The organism is Frankia sp. AgKG'84/4, assembly GCF_023242965.2.
Taxonomy (GTDB): Bacteria; Actinomycetota; Actinomycetes; order Frankiales; family Frankiaceae; genus Frankia.
This window is the reverse complement of record NZ_JALKFU020000077.1, coordinates 1-14,532: the sequence shown is the minus strand read 5'-3', so window position 1 is coordinate 14,532 and position 14,532 is coordinate 1. Positions and strand designations below refer to the sequence as shown.

The window sequence follows — 14,532 nt, the reverse complement described above, 5'->3', positions numbered from 1 at the left end:
AGATCCGAGTGTTCCGCGGCGCACCAAGATCCGAGTGTTCCGCGGCGCACCAAGATCCGAGTGTTCCGCGGCGCACCGGCCGGGGCCGGGGCCCCGGCCGGTGACGCCGGGCGCACATGCGCTGTCCACGAATGTGCACAGAGCGGGCGCTATGGTCAGAATCATCGAGCGTGGTCGACGCTAGCCTTGAGGATTGCGTCGCTGGGCTTTTGTGTCGTTCCGTACAAAGCAAATCAGGCAGGAGTCACACCGAAATCGTTTTGACCGATGACCGCGCTCTTCAGGGAAGGCCGTGAACGCCGGACTAGGAGGCGATGCGCTCGTAGATGGCGGTGATGCCCTGGCCGCCGCCGATGCAGAGGGTCTCGAGGCCGTAGCGGACCTCGCGGCGGTGCATCTCGTGCAGCAGGGTCGCGAGGATGCGGCCGCCGGTCGCGGCGACCGGATGGCCGAGCGAGATGCCGGAGCCGTTGACGTTGAAGCGGTCCCAGTCGCCGCCGGTCCAGTCGCCGGCGGGGAAGCCCCATTCGCGGGTGCAGGCGAGGACCTGGGCGGCGAACGCCTCGTTGAGCTCGATCAGGTCGATGTCGGAGAGCTTCAGGCCGGCGCGCTCCAGCGCCTTCGCCGTCGCCGGCACCGGGCCGATGCCCATCCGCGACGGCTCGACGCCGGCGACGGCCCAGCTCACGAGCCTGGCGAGCGGACGCAGCCCGAGCCGTTCGGCCTCCTGCGGGTGGGTCACGACGCAGACCGACGCGCCGTCGTTCTGGCCGGAGGAGTTGCCGGCGGTGACCGTCGACTCGGCGTCCTGGCGGCCCATGATGGGCTTGAGGCGGCCGAGGGTCTCCAGGCTGGAGTCGGCGCGGGGATGCTCGTCGGTGTCGACGACGGTGTCAGCCTTGCGGCCGCGCACGGTCACCGGGATGATCTCGTCGGCGAAGCGGCCCTCGGTCTGGGCGGCGACGGCGCGCTGGTGCGAGCGCAGCGCGAACTCGTCCTGCTCGGCGCGGGAGATGTTGTACTCGCGGCGCAGGTTCTCCGCGGTCTCGATCATGCCGCCCTCGACGGGGTGGTGCACACCGCCGGCGGTCGTGCGGCCGCGGGCCAGCGCGTCGTGCAGGGTGATGGAGCCCGAGTTCGGCCCCCATCGCATGCCGGTCGAGTAGAACGCGGCGTTGCTCATGCTCTCGGCGCCGCCGGCCAGCACGAGGTCGGAGACGCCGGTCTGGACCTGCATCGCGGCCATCGCGACGGTCTGCACGCCGGAGCCGCAGCGGCGGTCGAGCTGCAGGCCGGGGACGGAGATGTCCAGGCCGGCGTCGAGCGCGACGACCCGGCCCAGGGCGGGGGCCTCCATCGTCGGATAACAGGAGCCGAAGAGCACGTCATCGATGTCGGCGGAGCCGAGGCCGGTGCGCTCCAGCAGCCCGCGCAGGACGGAGGCGCCAAGCTCGTGTGCGGTCAGCGACTTGTACACGCCGCCGTACCGTCCGACAGCCGTGCGAACCGGCTCACAGATCACCGCGTCACGCATGAGAACTCCTGTCTGCGATTCGGCCGCCGGGCCCACACCTGGTCCGCGCGTACCGGGCGAGGCCTCACGCCGCGTTCCCGCGCCGGCTTGTCAGGACAATAACGCAGGCACGACGCACATTCCCGATTCACGATGATGGCTGATCGTTCTCCGCAGCACGCACTGATCATGGGCCGGTGTGTGCTGATCCGCATTTCTGGCACGGCCCTGGAGTGCCGAGTAGGGTTTTGCGCCGGTGACCCTCGCCGACGCTCCTGTGCGGCTGGCGTCGGCTGTGCGCGGTTCACCGGCGCCGCCGAACGCGCGCGGCGCGAACGCCTGCCCGTCATCACCGCCACCTGCCGCGAAACGGCTGCCCACCGTGAACTAGGAGATGTTGATGACCGAAACCCGACGCGTCGCGATCGTGACCGGGGCAGCCCGGGGCATCGGCGCGACCACCGCCCGCCGCCTCGCCGCCGACGGGTTCGCCGTCGCCCTGCTCGACCTCGACGAGGCCGCCGTCAAGGAGACCGCCGAGAGCATCGTCGCCGACGGTGGCACGGCGCTGTCCGCCGTCGCGGACGTCAGTGACGCCGCCCAGGTCGCCGCGGTCGTCGCCCGGGTCGCCAGCGAGCTCGGCGCGCCCACGGTGCTGGTCAACAACGCTGGCATCACCCGCGACAACCTGCTGTTCAAGCTGTCCGAGCAGGATTGGGACCTGGTCATCGCGGTGCACCTGCGCGGCGCGTTCCTGATGACCCGCGAAGTGCAGAAGCACATGGTCGAGGCCAAGTACGGCCGGATCGTCAACCTGTCGAGTACCTCGGCGCTGGGCAACCGCGGCCAGGCGAACTACGCCGCCGCGAAGGCCGGCATCCAGGGCTTCACCAAGACGATCGCCATCGAACTGGGCCGTTACGGCATCACCGCGAACTCGATCGCCCCCGGCTTCATCGCCACCGAGATGACGAAGGCCACCGCGGCGCGGCTCGGCCAGGACTGGGAGCAGTACCAGATCGACCGGGCGAAGTCGATCCCGGTCGCCCGGGTCGGCGTCCCCGAGGACATCGCCCACACCGTGTCGTTCCTGGTCAGCGAGGGTGCCGGGTACGTCTCCGGTCAGATCATCTACGTCGCCGGCGGCCCGAAGGCCTAGGCGGCGGGGCCGCGCCCGCGCGCGGCCGGGCGACCCCCGCGGCAACCATCCGATCCAGTTCCCGCTCCGACGGTTGACTTCCAAGAAGGTGACGTGATGACGGGTACCGAGGTCGTGGTGGTGGACGCCTGCCGGTCGGCGATCGGCAAGCGCAAGGGGTCGCTGCGCGACGTGCAGGCGCCGGACCTGCTCGGCGATGTCCTGCGGGGGCTGTTCGACCGCACCGGGCTCGACCCGGCGCTGGTCGGGCAGCTCGTCGTCGGCTGTGTCAGCCAGGTCGGGCAGCAGTCGGCGAACATCGCCCGCAACGCCTGGCTCGGGGCCGGGCTGCCACTGGAAGTCGGCGGTTCGACGGTGCAGGCCCAATGCGGATCGTCGCACCAGGCGACGACGATGGCCCATGCCCTGGTCGGTTCGGGGCTGACGGACATCGCGGTGGTCGGCGGCATCGAGTCGATGAACCAGGTGCCGATGACCGCGAGCACCGAGCCGACGTACGGCACCGGGCGGGGCGAGCGGTTCCGCGAGCACTACGAGGTGACCACCCAGTTCGAGGGCGCGGAGCGGATCGCCGAGAACTGGGGCCTGTCCCGCGACGACCTGGAGGCGTACGCGCTGCTGGCCCAGCAGCGCGCCGCCGTCTCGGTCGCCGAGGGCCGTTTCACGTCGCAGATCGTGCCGGTCTCCGCACCGGTCACGGACGACGAAGGCGCGACCGTCGGTCACAAGCCGTTCGCGATGGACGAGGCGCTGCGCCCGACCACGCTGGCGGGCCTGGCCAAGCTGAAGGTCAACGTGCCGGACCGCCCGGGCGGCAGCCGGCACACCGCCGGCACCTCGTCGCAGATCGCCGACGGTGCCTCGGCGATCCTGCTGGCCAAGGCCGCGCGGGCCGAGGAGCTGGGGCTCACTCCCCGGGCCCGGCTGGTGCACTCGGTGCTGGTCGGCTGCGACCCGGTGACGATGCTGACCGGGCCCATCCCCGCCACCCGCAAACTGCTGGCCGACACCGGTCTCACGATGGACGACATCGACGTCTTCGAGGTCAACGAGGCGTTCGCCGCGGTGGTGCTGGCGTGGCGCAAGGAGCTCGGCGCGGACCTCGAGAAGGTCAACCCGAACGGCGGCGCCATCCCATTCGGCCACCCGCTCGGCGCGTCCGGCGGCATCCTGCTGGCCCGCGCGCTGAACGAGCTCGAGCGCACCGGCGGGCGCTACGGCCTGATCACGATGTGCTGCGGCGGCGGCCTCGGCACCGCCTCCCTCATCGAGCGCCTTTGACCAGCCCGGAGGCGGCGGACGCGGCGGACGCGGCACCGCCCGCGCCGCACCGGCGGTTCGATCCGCTGCGCGGTCGCTGGACGTTGGTCTCCGCCGGTCGCGACCGTCGGCCGTGGTCCGGCTCGGCCGAAGCGGCCAGCCCCGCCGCGCCGCCGCGGCACGATCCGACCTGTCCACTGTGCCCGGGGAACCCGCGCGGTGCCGGTGAGGGCCGCAATCCCGAGTACACCGGGCCGTTCGTGTTCGCGAACGACTACCCGGCGCTGCGGCCGGACCCGGGCCCGGACTTCGGCGGGGGCGCGCCGGTCCCGCGCACCGCCGAACTCGACCCGCCGGCGGGACCCGGCGGCGGGCTGCTGCGCGCCGAGGCGGTCACCGGCATCTGCCGGGTGATGTGCTTCAGCCCACGCCACGACACCCATCTCGCCGCGATGTCCGGCCCGGAGCTGCGCGGGGTCGTCGACGCCTGGGTGGAGCAGGCCCGCGACCTGGGCCGGCGCTGGCGGTGGGTGCAGATCTTCGAGAACCGGGGCGCCGCGATGGGCGCGTCGAACCCGCACCCGCACGGCCAGGTCTGGGCCAGCTCCGTGCTGCCCGACGAGCCCGCCGCCGAAGACGTCCACCAGCGCGACCACCTACGGCGGCACGGAAGTCGCCTGCTCGTCGACTACGCCGCCACCGAGCTGGCCGCCGGCGAGCGGGTGGTCGCGGCGCAGGGTGGCTGGCTCGCGGTCGTCCCCTACTGGGCGGTCTGGCCGTTCGAGACGCTGCTTCTGCCGCTGCGGCCGACGAGCGGACTCACCGACCTGGACGACGCCGGCCGCGCCGGCCTCGTCGGGATCCTGCGGCTGCTGCTGGCCGCCTACGACGGCCTGTTCGGCGTGCCGTTCCCGTACTCGATGGGCTGGCACGGTGCCCCCACCGGCCCCGACGGCACTCGCAGCCCCGACGGCACTCGCAGCCCCGACGGTGACCCAGCGCGGGCCGACCACTGGCAGCTGCACGCCCACTTCTATCCGCCGCTGCTGCGATCCGCGTCCGTGCGCAAGTTCCTCGTGGGCTACGAGATGCTCGCCGGCCCCCAACGCGACATCACCCCCGAGCAGGCCGCGGCCCGCCTGCGCGCCCCGGTACCGGCATGACGGGGACCGGCGAGCGGCCATGACGGGAACGGGCAAGCGGCGCGACGGGGCGCGCCGCGCCGTCGAACTGTTCACCCGGACGTACGGCACCCGCCCGAGCCATCTCGTCCGCTCCCCCGGCCGCGTCAACCTGATCGGCGAGCACACCGACTACAACGACGTGCTGTGCCTGCTGGGTGATCCGCGGGTCCCCGGGCTCGCCGCCGAGGGGGCCACCACCCGCAGCGCCGCCGCCGTCGACCTGTGGGCCGACCGGCTCGCCGGGTCCGTGGTCGCGATCGGCAACGCCCCCACCGCCCTGTTCCGGCTGCTCGAACTCGTCAGCGCGGGGGCCGGGCGCCCCGCGGCGGTGCTGGGCCTGCCGGTCGGTTTCATCGGCGCGGCCGAGTCGAAGCGGGCCCTCGCCGGGGACCCGGCGGGCCTGGAGTACCTCGTCGTGCACGGCCGGCGCGGCGGCAGCGCCATGGCGGTCGCCGCGATCAACGCGATCGCGAGCGAGCAGGAATGAGCGCGGGACGGCTCTACGGCGTCGGCGTCGGTCCCGGCGACCCCGAACTGATCACGGTCAAGGCGGCCCGACTCATCGCCGCGGCGGACGTGATCGCCTACCACAGCGCGCGCCACGGCCGCAGCATCGCGCGGTCGATCGCCGCCACCCACCTGCGTGGCGACCAGGTCGAGGAGGCGCTGGTCTACCCGGTCACGACCGGGACGACCAGCCATCCCGGCGGCTACCGGGGCGCCATCGACGAGTTCTACGAGCAGTGCGCCAAACGGCTCGCCGTCCATCTCGACGCCGGCCGGGACGTCGTCGTGCTCAGCGAGGGCGACCCGTTCTTCTACGGCTCGTTCATCCACCTGCACCGCCGCCTCGCCGACCGCTACCCGACCGAGGTCGTCCCCGGGGTGACGTCGCTGTCCGCCGGCTGCGCGGTGCTGGGCCGCCCGCTGGTCGAGGGCAACGAGGTCCTCACCGTGCTGCCGGGCACCCTCGCGCCGGCGACGCTCGCCGAGCGGATCGCCGCCACGGACACCGCTGTCGTGATCAAGATGGGCCGGACGTTTCCCGGGGTGCGCGACGCCTTCGCCGACGCCGGCCGCCTCGCCGATGCCTGGTACGTCGAACGAGCGACGACCACCGGGCAGCGCATCGCCCCGCTGGCCGACGTGGACCCGGCGAGCGTGCCGTACTTCTCCCTCGCGGTGCTGCCGAGCCCGGTACGCGGCGCGGACGACCCCGCCCCGCTGCGCGCCACGCAGGCCGACTGGGTGCTGACGGGCGCCACCGTCGGCGCGCGGGGAGTCGACGCCGACGCGGTGGCTCAGCACGACGCGGTGGCTCAGCACGACGCGGTGGCTCAGCACGACGCGGTGGCTCAGCGCGAGGCGGTGGCTCAGCACGAGGCGGTGGCCCCCATCGAGGGGGCGGCGTCGCACGGTGCGGCGGCCTCGGGGGAGGAGACGGCCCCGGTCGGGGTGACGGAGCCCGGGCGCGACGGCGGCGAGGTCGTCGTCGTCGGGCTGGGGCCGGGCGACGCGGGCTGGCTCACTCCCCAGGCCGCCGCGGCGCTCGCCGCGGCCGACGACCTGATCGGCTACGGGCCGTACCTGGACCGCGTCCCCGTCGACCCGCGCCAGCGCCGCCACCCGTCGGGCAACACCGTCGAGGCGGACCGCGCCGAACACGCCCTGGAGCTCGCCGCCGACGGCGCGGTCGTGGCGGTGGTGTCCTCCGGTGACCCGGGGGTGTTCGCGATGGCGACCGCCGTGGTCGAGGCGGCGGCGCAGGAGCGGTTCGCGCAGGTCGCGGTGCGTGTCGTGCCGGGGCTGACCGCCGCCCAGGCCGTTGCGAGCCGTGTCGGCGCGCCGCTGGGCCATGACTTCTGTGTGCTGTCGCTGTCCGACCGGCTCAAGCCGTGGGAGATCATCGAACGGCGGCTGCGGGCCGCCGCCGAGGCCGACCTCGTTCTCGCGATCTACAACCCGGCGTCGAGGACACGGCGCGCGCAGCTCGACCGCGCGCTGGCGGTGCTCGGCGAACACCGCGCGCCGAGCACTCCGGTGGTGATCGGCCGCGACGTCGGTGGCCCGACCGAGACGGTGACGGTCACGACGCTCGGCGAGCTCGATCCCGCCGTCGTCGACATGCGCTGCCTGCTGCTCGTCGGCTCCTCCGAGACCAGGACCGTGCGCCGTGGCGGCGCCGGCGACCTGGTCTTCACCCCGCGTCGGTACAGCCAGCCAGCCAGCGCAGCGCCGCCTCGACGGAGTTGACGACGTCGACCCCCGCCGGCACCGGCGGGCGGTCGATCATGATGACGGGCAGCCCCAGCTCGCGGGCGGCGGTCAGTTTGGCCGCTGTCATCGACCCGCCGCTGTCCTTGGTGACCACGGCGTCGATGCGGTGCCGTCGCAGCAGGTCCCGTTCGGCGTCGACGTCGAACGGCCCCCGGTCGAGCAGGATGGCGCGGCGCGGCGGCAGCGCCGGGTCGGGCGGTTCGACGCAGCGGATCAGGAACCAGGGCCGGTCCAGGCGCGCGAACAGGGCCAGGTCACCGCGCCCGGTCGTCAGGAACACCCGCGGCGGGTCGCCGCCAGCCACCGTCCCGGCGCCGCGGCGGTCGGGGATGAACCGTTCGACGAGGTCGACGGCGGCAGGCGGCGACGGGACCCGCTGCCAGTGGTCGCCCGGCCGCTCCCGCCAGCCAGGCCGGCGCAGGACCAGCAACGGGTGGCCGGTGGCCGCCGCGGCCGTCGCCGCCGAGGCACTCATCCGGGCGGCGAACGGGTGCGTCGCGTCGATCAGCGTGTCGATCCGTTCGGCGCGCAGCAGCGCGGCGAGCCCGTCCGGCCCGCCGAACCCGCCGACGCGCACCCGGCACGACGGCGGCACCCGCGGGTCGCGCACCCGCCCGGCCAGCGAGTAGAGCACGTCGCACCCGGCGTCCTCGGTCAGCGCGCAGGCGAGCCGCCGGGCCTCCCCGGTGCCGCCGAGGAGCAGTACCCGCGGCCCGCCGGGGGTCGGTGCGGTCACGGTCGCGTCGCGGGCGGCGGCGGTGGGACGGAGGACCAGCCCGTGGCCGGCGCGTCCTCGCCGTCGACCGGGGCAAAGCGGGTCTTCGAGTACAGGAAGCTGTCCTGGAAGCCGTCCGCGGCCAGCGCCCGGCCGACGATGATCACGGCGGTTCTGGTCAGGCCGGCGGCGCGGGAACGCCCGGCGATGTCGGCGAGGGTGCCGCGCAGGATCACCTCGTCGTCGCGGCTCGCCCACGCCACGACCGCCGCCGGGCAGTCCGGCCCGTAACCGGGCAGCAGCGCGTCGACCAGCTCCTCGACGCGGTGCACCGCCAGGTGCAGCACCAGTGTTGCCCTGGACGCCCCCAGGGTGGCCAGGTCCTCGCCGGGGGGCATCGGGCTGGACACCACGGACGTCCTGGTCAGCACGACGCTCTGGGCGACACCCGGGACCGTCAGCTCCTGGCGCAGCGAGGCCGCCGCGGCGGCGAACGCCGGCACCCCTGGGGTGACGTCGTAAGTCACCCCGGCGGCGTCGAGCCGGCGGGTCTGTTCGGCCAGCGCGCTGTAGAGGGACGGATCTCCCGAGTGCAGCCGGGCGACGTCGTGGCCGGCGGCGTCCGCGGCGCACAGCTGCGCGACGATCGCGTCGAGGGTCATCCGGGCGGTGTCGACGAGGCGGGCACCCGGCGGGCAGTGAGCCAGCAGCTCGGCGGGTACCAGGCTGCCGGCGTAGAGGCAGACGGGGCTGGCCGCGATCAGGTCCCGGCCGCGCACGGTGATCAGGTCGGCGGCGCCCGGCCCGGCCCCGATGAAGTGGACTGTCACGCCGTCCCCGGGCGCAACCCGCACGCTCGCTCGAGCGCCCCCGGCATGGCGCAGGCCCGCCCCTCGGCGGCGTGCGGGCGGTGGGAGTGGCGCGCGGAGTTCGGCACGACGGGAAACGCTAGCAGCCGCGCGGCCCGCCCGGCGTCCCGAAAATGATCATGCCTGGCCGGGGAGCCCCCGCGGGCCCGGTCAGCCCAGGAGATCGGGTACGCGCACGGTGACCGTCGCGGGCGTCGAACGCTGGGCCGGAATGTCGACGATCCGCTCCCCGGGCCGGTCCGGGGTGATCAGGGGGATGGGTTCGCGCACGGGCATCGGGTCGGTGCCGCGGACGACGGCGGTCGCGCCCAGCAGCTCCTCGAGCGCCGGCGCCGACGCCGGATCGGTCGCCGCCGGCCCGGTGAAGACCGCGCACAGGAACCAGCGGGGCCCGTCGACGCCGACGATGCGGGTCGGGACCTGGCCGTGATCGGTGTCGAGCAGCAGATGCAGCTCGGGTCCGCGGGTACCCGCCCGCACGGCCTGATCGGTGTCCGCCTCCGGGTCAGCCCCATCCTGTTCGAGGGTGTCCCGTTCGGCCGTGTCCCGTTCGGCCGCGTCCCGTGCGGTGGCGTCCCGTGCGGTGGCGTCCGTCTCGTGGACGTCCGGCTGGGTGGAGTCCTCGCCGGCCGGGTTTCGCTCGGCCGCCTCGAGGCCGGTGCCCGTCGGCCCGGTGGTGCCCGCGGCGTTCAGGTCGGCGCCGTCCTGCCCCGGGCGGGCGGGCAGCGGCCCCCCAGCGGGGGTCCAGCCGGTGCAATCGTCGGCCAGGTCTGGTCGGGTGGCGTCCACTCCGAGGAGGAGGTCCTTCGCCCCGGTGGCGCGGTCGGCGGCGTCGTCGGCGGGGTCGTCGACATCGTCGTCGGGGTCGTCGTCGGGGTCGTCGTCGGGGTCGCCCGAGGCGGCGGCCAGCAGGTCGGCGCGGATCGTCGCCCACAGCTCCTGGCGACGCGGGGCGGCGAGCACCGACAGTTCCAGGGCGGACACGCCGTCCGTGGCGATCAGGACGGGCACCGGGCCGCCGGCGGACAGCCGCAGCCAGGTGCCGGCGACGCGCGGGACCAGCAGGGCGCCGAAGTCGGCTCGTTCCCGGCCGTCGGCTGGCAGGTCGGCGAGGTCGAAGGGGCCGGTGGGTGGGGGCATCACCGCTTCGTCGGCTCGCCCGTCGGCCGGGTCGGGCCCGCCACCCGCGCCCGCCCGCGCGCCGTCGCGCCGTCCCCTGGTGCCGAGTCGTCCGCCGAACATCGCCGACCACCTCCCGTCCGCAGCTTGCAGTGACCGGACAGATGCAGCGTGTAGGCGCGCCGGGGGGTGCCCGCCTGGGCGGGGTGCGTAGACCGAAGTTGGCGGCAACGTGGCGGAGAAATCCCGTAACGGGATGGTGGAATCCTGGCGCGTCCGGGACCATCGAGAGTGTGTCTGTTCCAAACGAGAAGGCGTCGCTGCCAAAGTCCTGGATGGTCTCCGAATCGCTGAGCGGAGGGATGAAGCTCCCGTTCGTCGTCGGCCTCGACGACTCGGACACCCCGTACGACGTCGTCGACGCGCTGGCGCTGGCTCCCTTCACGACCGGCGAACAGCCGTGGGCGCGCAGCGCGCGGGTCGATCGGCTCCGTCCAGGCGCGACCCTGTTGCCCACCGGAGCGCGTCTGCTGCGTTCCGTCGTCGAAGAAGCCCGTGACTCGCGCCTGGCCGTCGGAGAGGGCTGGACAGTGCGGGCGGTGCGCTGGCGCGGGGGCGGCGGGGAGGTGACCGTCACGGCTGTCACCGAGCAGCTCGCCCGGGGTGTCCTCGACGACGTGCTGCGCGCTTCGACGGTCGACACCGGCCCCGAGAGCGCCGTCACCATGGGCTTCTGGTACCTGTCCAGCCAGCGCGGGCCGATCCGGACCAGTCGTCGCACGGCGACGACGAGCTGGTCGGCGATCCGCGGCAACTACGCCTCCACCGCGGTCGCGGACCTCGACAAGCTCATGGCGGTCCGCCGCGAGTCCATCATCGGCCGGCTGATCCTCCTGCACGGCCCGGCCGGGACGGGCAAGACCACGGTGTTGCGCGCGCTGGCCAACGAGTGGCGGTCGTGGTGTCAGGTCGACTGCGTGCTGGACCCGGAGTCGTTGTTCGCCGACCCGGCCTACCTGATGGAGGTCGCGATCGGCTTCGACGACGATGGCGATGCCGACCCCGACGCGGACATCGACCTCGCCGACAGTCCACTGGCCGACACAGCGCTCGCCGACACAGCGCTCGCCGACACAGCGCTCGCCGACATGGCGGCCGCGAACGGTGCGGGCCCGGACGGCGAGGCCGACGCCCCAGCGGACCGGATGGGGCAGTCATCCGGGCGTCGCTGGCGCCTGCTGGTGATCGAGGACTGCGACGAGCTGATCCGCGGCGACGGCCGGGGTTCGGCCGGCCAGCAGCTGTCCCGGCTGCTCAACCTGACCGACGGGCTGGTCGGGCAGGGACGCGAGGTGCTCGTCGCGCTGACCACCAACGAGGACCTGCTGCGCCTGCATCCGGCGGTGGTGCGCCCTGGGCGCTGCCTCGCGCAGATCGAGGTCGGTGCACTGCCGCACGGGGAGGCGGTGTCCTGGCTGGGGTCGGCCGACGGGGTCGGGTCGACGATGACCCTCGCCGAGCTGTTCGCCCTGCGTGACGGCCGCGGCCTGCCCCGGCCGGCCCACAGTGATCCGAGCCACGGCCTGTACCTCTAGTGCGCCTGTAGGTACGCGGTCGGACCACACCACCCCGAGGGCGATCCACCTGACTGCGCTCTGGCCCGGCGCGGGGCTGACCCGCGCCTGGTCAGGGCGCCAGCGTGGCGGGGGCCTCGGCGCGCACGAGGCGGCGCAGCGCGAGGCGCGCGAGGGGGGCGTAGGCGAGGACGATCGGCAGCGGCCCGCGCAGGCGCAGCCAGGTGGTGGTGCCGGCGTCGAGACAGGGCTCGACGCCGTGGTCGAGGGTCAGCCGCACTGGGCCGATCGACACCCGCCACGACCAGGTGTGGGACAGCTCGTCGACGGATGTGATCACGAACCGGGCGGCGGGAGGCAGGAAGGACCGGACCTCGCCGGTCATTCCGGGGTGAATGCGCTCGCCGTCCGCGCCGCCCTCGCCGCGCGCCCCGCCGTCGATGTCGGCGTCGGCGTCGGCGTCGGCGTCGATGCCGGCGTCGGCGTTGGCGTCGATCCGCACGCGGTGGACCTGCGGAGCCCAGTCCGGCCAGCGGGCTGGCTGGGCGTAGCGCTCCCAGCTTTCCGCGACACGTGCGGGCCCCGCGGCCTCGAGGAACAGTCCGGCCACGGGCAGCAGGTTAGCCTGCCTGCGGGTAGGGCACACCCCGACGGCGGCCGGCGGCCGGTATCGACGGATAGCGGTTGACCAGGTCGGATGTCGGGGATGACCGCGTCCGCCCGGATGGCGGCTATGGTAAGCCGCAGTGGGTGAGACGGTGCAATTCGGATCGGCGGCGGCGTGGATAGTTCCGCCCCCGGGATGTCCGGGGGTGATGGTCTGTCCGGGCGCGTGGCGGCCGGCGCGACGCCGGATGTACGGGATTGGCAGCGGTTGACCTGGGAATACGTCCTATTTGCTGCTTGGTCGTTGTTGTGGGGGTGACCGTGACCGTGGTGGACACCGCAATCACCGGGGGAAGGCCCACCGCGGAGGTGCGCCGTGCCTCGGCGATGCCGGTGCTGACCAGCCGGGTCGATGCGGCGGGGGAACAGGCGCGGCGAAACGCCGAGGGCCACTGGCACGCCGTGACAGATCTGCAGGAGCGGTTGGCCGTCGCGGCCGTAGGCGGTTCCGAGCAGGCCCGGGCCCGCCACGTCGACCGGGGCAAGCTGCTGCCCCGCGACCGGGTGGACGCGTTGCTCGACCGGGGCAGTCCGTTCCTGGAGCTCTCCCCGCTCGCCGCGAACGGGCTGTATGACGACCCCGTACCGGGCGCGGGCATCATCACCGGAATCGGCCGGGTATCCGGGCGAGAATGCGTCATCGTCGCCAACGACGCCACCGTGAAGGGTGGCACGTACTACCCGCTGACGGTGAAGAAGCATCTACGCGCGCAGGAAGTCGCGATGAACAACCGGCTTCCCTGTCTCTACCTGGTGGACTCCGGCGGCGCGTTCCTGCCCCTTCAGGACCAGGTTTTTCCGGACCGGGACCATTTCGGCCGCATTTTTTATCATCAGGCCCGGATGTCCGCGCTCGGTATCGCCCAGATCGCCGCCGTCCTCGGTTCGTGCACGGCCGGCGGCGCCTACGTTCCCGCGATGGCCGACGAGACGGTCATCGTCCGCGACCAAGGGACGATCTTCCTGGGCGGGCCGCCGCTGGTGAAGGCCGCGACCGGTGAGGTCGTGACGGCCGAGGAGCTCGGTGGCGGCCTGCTGCACGCGCGCACCTCCGGGGTGACCGACCACCTGGCCGACGACGACGGGCACGCGCTGCGCATCGTCCGCTCGATCGTGGCGAACCTGGCGCCGCGGGCGCCGCGGCCCTGGGAGGTCGAGCCCGTCGAGGAGCCCGCCGTCGACCCGGCCGGCCTGTACGCGGCGGTGCCGCCGGACGGGCGCACGCCCTATGACGTGCGCGAGGTCATCGCCCGCATCGTCGACGGCAGCCGGTTCGCCGAGTTCAAGCAGGAGTACGGCACGACGCTGGTGACCGGCACCGCCCGGCTGCACGGCCACCCCGTCGGCATCATCGCGAACAACGGCGTGCTGTTCGGGGAGTCGGCCCTCAAGGGCGCGCACTTCATCGAACTCTGCGACCAGCGCGGCATCCCGCTGGTGTTCCTGCAGAACATCACCGGGTTCATGGTCGGCCGCGAGTACGAGGCCGCCGGCATCGCCAAGCACGGCGCGAAGATGGTCAACGCGGTGGCGTGCGCGCGGGTTCCGAAGTTCACCGTTGTCATCGGCGGCTCGTACGGCGCGGGCAACTACTCCATGTGCGGACGGGCGTATTCGCCGCGGTTGTTGTGGATGTGGCCGACCGCGCGGATCTCGGTGATGGGCGGTGACCAGGCGGCGGCGGTGCTCGCGTCCGTCCGGCGCGACCAGCTCGCTGCGGCCGGCGTCGCGTGGAGTGACGCCGACGAGGCCGCCTTCCGCGCGCCGATCCTCGACCGTTACGCCGAGCAGGGCAGCGCCTACCACTCCACCTCGCGGCTGTGGGACGACGGGGTGATAGATCCGGCGGACACCCGTATGGTGCTCGGCCTGGGACTCTCGGTCGCAGCGAACGCGCCGCTCGACCCGATCGGCTACGGAGTGTTCCGCATGTGAGGCGGCTGGTGGGCGTCGGCGCGATCGCGCGGGACGTCCGCTGGGAGTCGAGGAACAGCGCGGATGGCGGAGAGTGTGAGGGAACAGGTTGTCAGCCACTGACCTGACCGCGGGTAACAACGGCGTGACGGGTGGGCAGGGTGCCGTTCGGGCGGCGCCCGACGGGCCCGGCCCGAACGGTGCGGCGCCCCACTCAGCCGATGCGCCCCCCATCCAGACCGGGCCGGGTGCCGGTGCGCCGGCCGACGCCGGGACGCCCGG

The 14,532-nt window shown here is 73.6% G+C and carries 12 protein-coding genes; 7 read left to right on the top strand and 5 right to left on the bottom strand.

What is annotated here, in order from left to right; genetic code table 11:
• Positions 1 to 304 precede the first annotated feature (304 nt).
• Complete coding sequence (locus MXD58_RS07955; protein WP_248839702.1) at positions 305 to 1,534, bottom strand: acetyl-CoA C-acetyltransferase; 1,230 nt, start codon at positions 1,532 to 1,534, stop codon at positions 305 to 307.
• A gap of 379 nt (positions 1,535 to 1,913) precedes the next feature.
• On the opposite strand from MXD58_RS07955, the gene fabG reads away from it, so the two are divergent.
• The 5 genes from fabG (at position 1,914) to MXD58_RS07925 (ending at position 7,369) form a co-directional block, all read left to right on the top strand.
• A complete protein-coding gene (gene fabG, locus MXD58_RS07950; protein WP_248839701.1) occupies positions 1,914 to 2,672 on the top strand; it encodes a 3-oxoacyl-ACP reductase FabG in 759 nt (252 codons plus the stop codon).
• 96 nt (positions 2,673 to 2,768) lie between these two features.
• Positions 2,769 to 3,953, top strand: a complete 1,185-nt coding sequence (locus MXD58_RS07945) for a thiolase family protein (protein WP_248839700.1) — start codon at positions 2,769 to 2,771, stop codon at positions 3,951 to 3,953.
• Positions 3,950 to 5,095 (top strand): UDP-glucose--hexose-1-phosphate uridylyltransferase, encoded by a 1,146-nt coding sequence (locus MXD58_RS07940; RefSeq protein WP_248839699.1) that lies wholly within the window; start codon positions 3,950 to 3,952, stop codon positions 5,093 to 5,095. The genes MXD58_RS07945 and MXD58_RS07940 overlap by 4 nt, the downstream gene beginning before the upstream one ends.
• Before the next feature lie 19 nt (positions 5,096 to 5,114).
• Positions 5,115 to 5,603: a precorrin-8X methylmutase gene (locus MXD58_RS07930; RefSeq protein ID WP_308301926.1), complete on the top strand. Its 489-nt coding sequence runs from the start codon at positions 5,115 to 5,117 to the stop codon at positions 5,601 to 5,603.
• Positions 5,600 to 7,369 carry a precorrin-2 C(20)-methyltransferase gene (locus MXD58_RS07925; protein WP_248837899.1) on the top strand — a complete coding sequence of 590 codons (1,770 nt, stop codon included), beginning with the start codon at positions 5,600 to 5,602 and terminating at the stop codon, positions 7,367 to 7,369. Before MXD58_RS07930 ends, MXD58_RS07925 begins: the two co-directional genes overlap by 4 nt.
• On the opposite strand, the gene MXD58_RS07920 is transcribed toward MXD58_RS07925, so the two are convergent.
• From MXD58_RS07920 to MXD58_RS07910, 3 genes are all read right to left on the bottom strand, one after another.
• Positions 7,314 to 8,129 (bottom strand): cobalt-precorrin-6A reductase, encoded by an 816-nt coding sequence (locus tag MXD58_RS07920; protein WP_248837900.1) that lies wholly within the window; start codon positions 8,127 to 8,129, stop codon positions 7,314 to 7,316. The two genes, MXD58_RS07925 and MXD58_RS07920, sit on opposite strands and share 56 nt — an antisense overlap.
• Positions 8,126 to 8,962, bottom strand: a complete 837-nt coding sequence (gene cobM, locus MXD58_RS07915; RefSeq protein ID WP_250609154.1) for a precorrin-4 C(11)-methyltransferase — start codon at positions 8,960 to 8,962, stop codon at positions 8,126 to 8,128. The genes MXD58_RS07920 and cobM overlap by 4 nt, the downstream gene beginning before the upstream one ends.
• A 165-nt stretch (positions 8,963 to 9,127) precedes the next feature.
• Positions 9,128 to 10,219, bottom strand: coding sequence for a DUF3710 domain-containing protein (locus MXD58_RS07910; protein WP_248837902.1), 1,092 nt, complete (start codon positions 10,217 to 10,219; stop codon positions 9,128 to 9,130).
• A gap of 170 nt (positions 10,220 to 10,389) precedes the next feature.
• On the opposite strand from MXD58_RS07910, the gene MXD58_RS07905 reads away from it, so the two are divergent.
• Positions 10,390 to 11,691, top strand: a complete 1,302-nt coding sequence (locus MXD58_RS07905) for a DUF5925 domain-containing protein (RefSeq protein WP_248837903.1) — start codon at positions 10,390 to 10,392, stop codon at positions 11,689 to 11,691.
• 91 nt (positions 11,692 to 11,782) lie between these two features.
• Here the strand turns inward: MXD58_RS07905 and MXD58_RS07900 are convergent, their stop codons facing one another.
• Positions 11,783 to 12,280: an SRPBCC family protein gene (locus MXD58_RS07900; RefSeq protein WP_248837904.1), complete on the bottom strand. Its 498-nt coding sequence runs from the start codon at positions 12,278 to 12,280 to the stop codon at positions 11,783 to 11,785.
• Between the two features lie 383 nt (positions 12,281 to 12,663).
• Between MXD58_RS07900 and MXD58_RS07895 the strand changes: the two genes are divergently transcribed.
• Entirely contained in the window at positions 12,664 to 14,271 is a 1,608-nt protein-coding gene (locus MXD58_RS07895; protein ID WP_248838004.1) for a carboxyl transferase domain-containing protein, read from the top strand.
• Positions 14,272 to 14,532 lie beyond the last annotated feature (261 nt).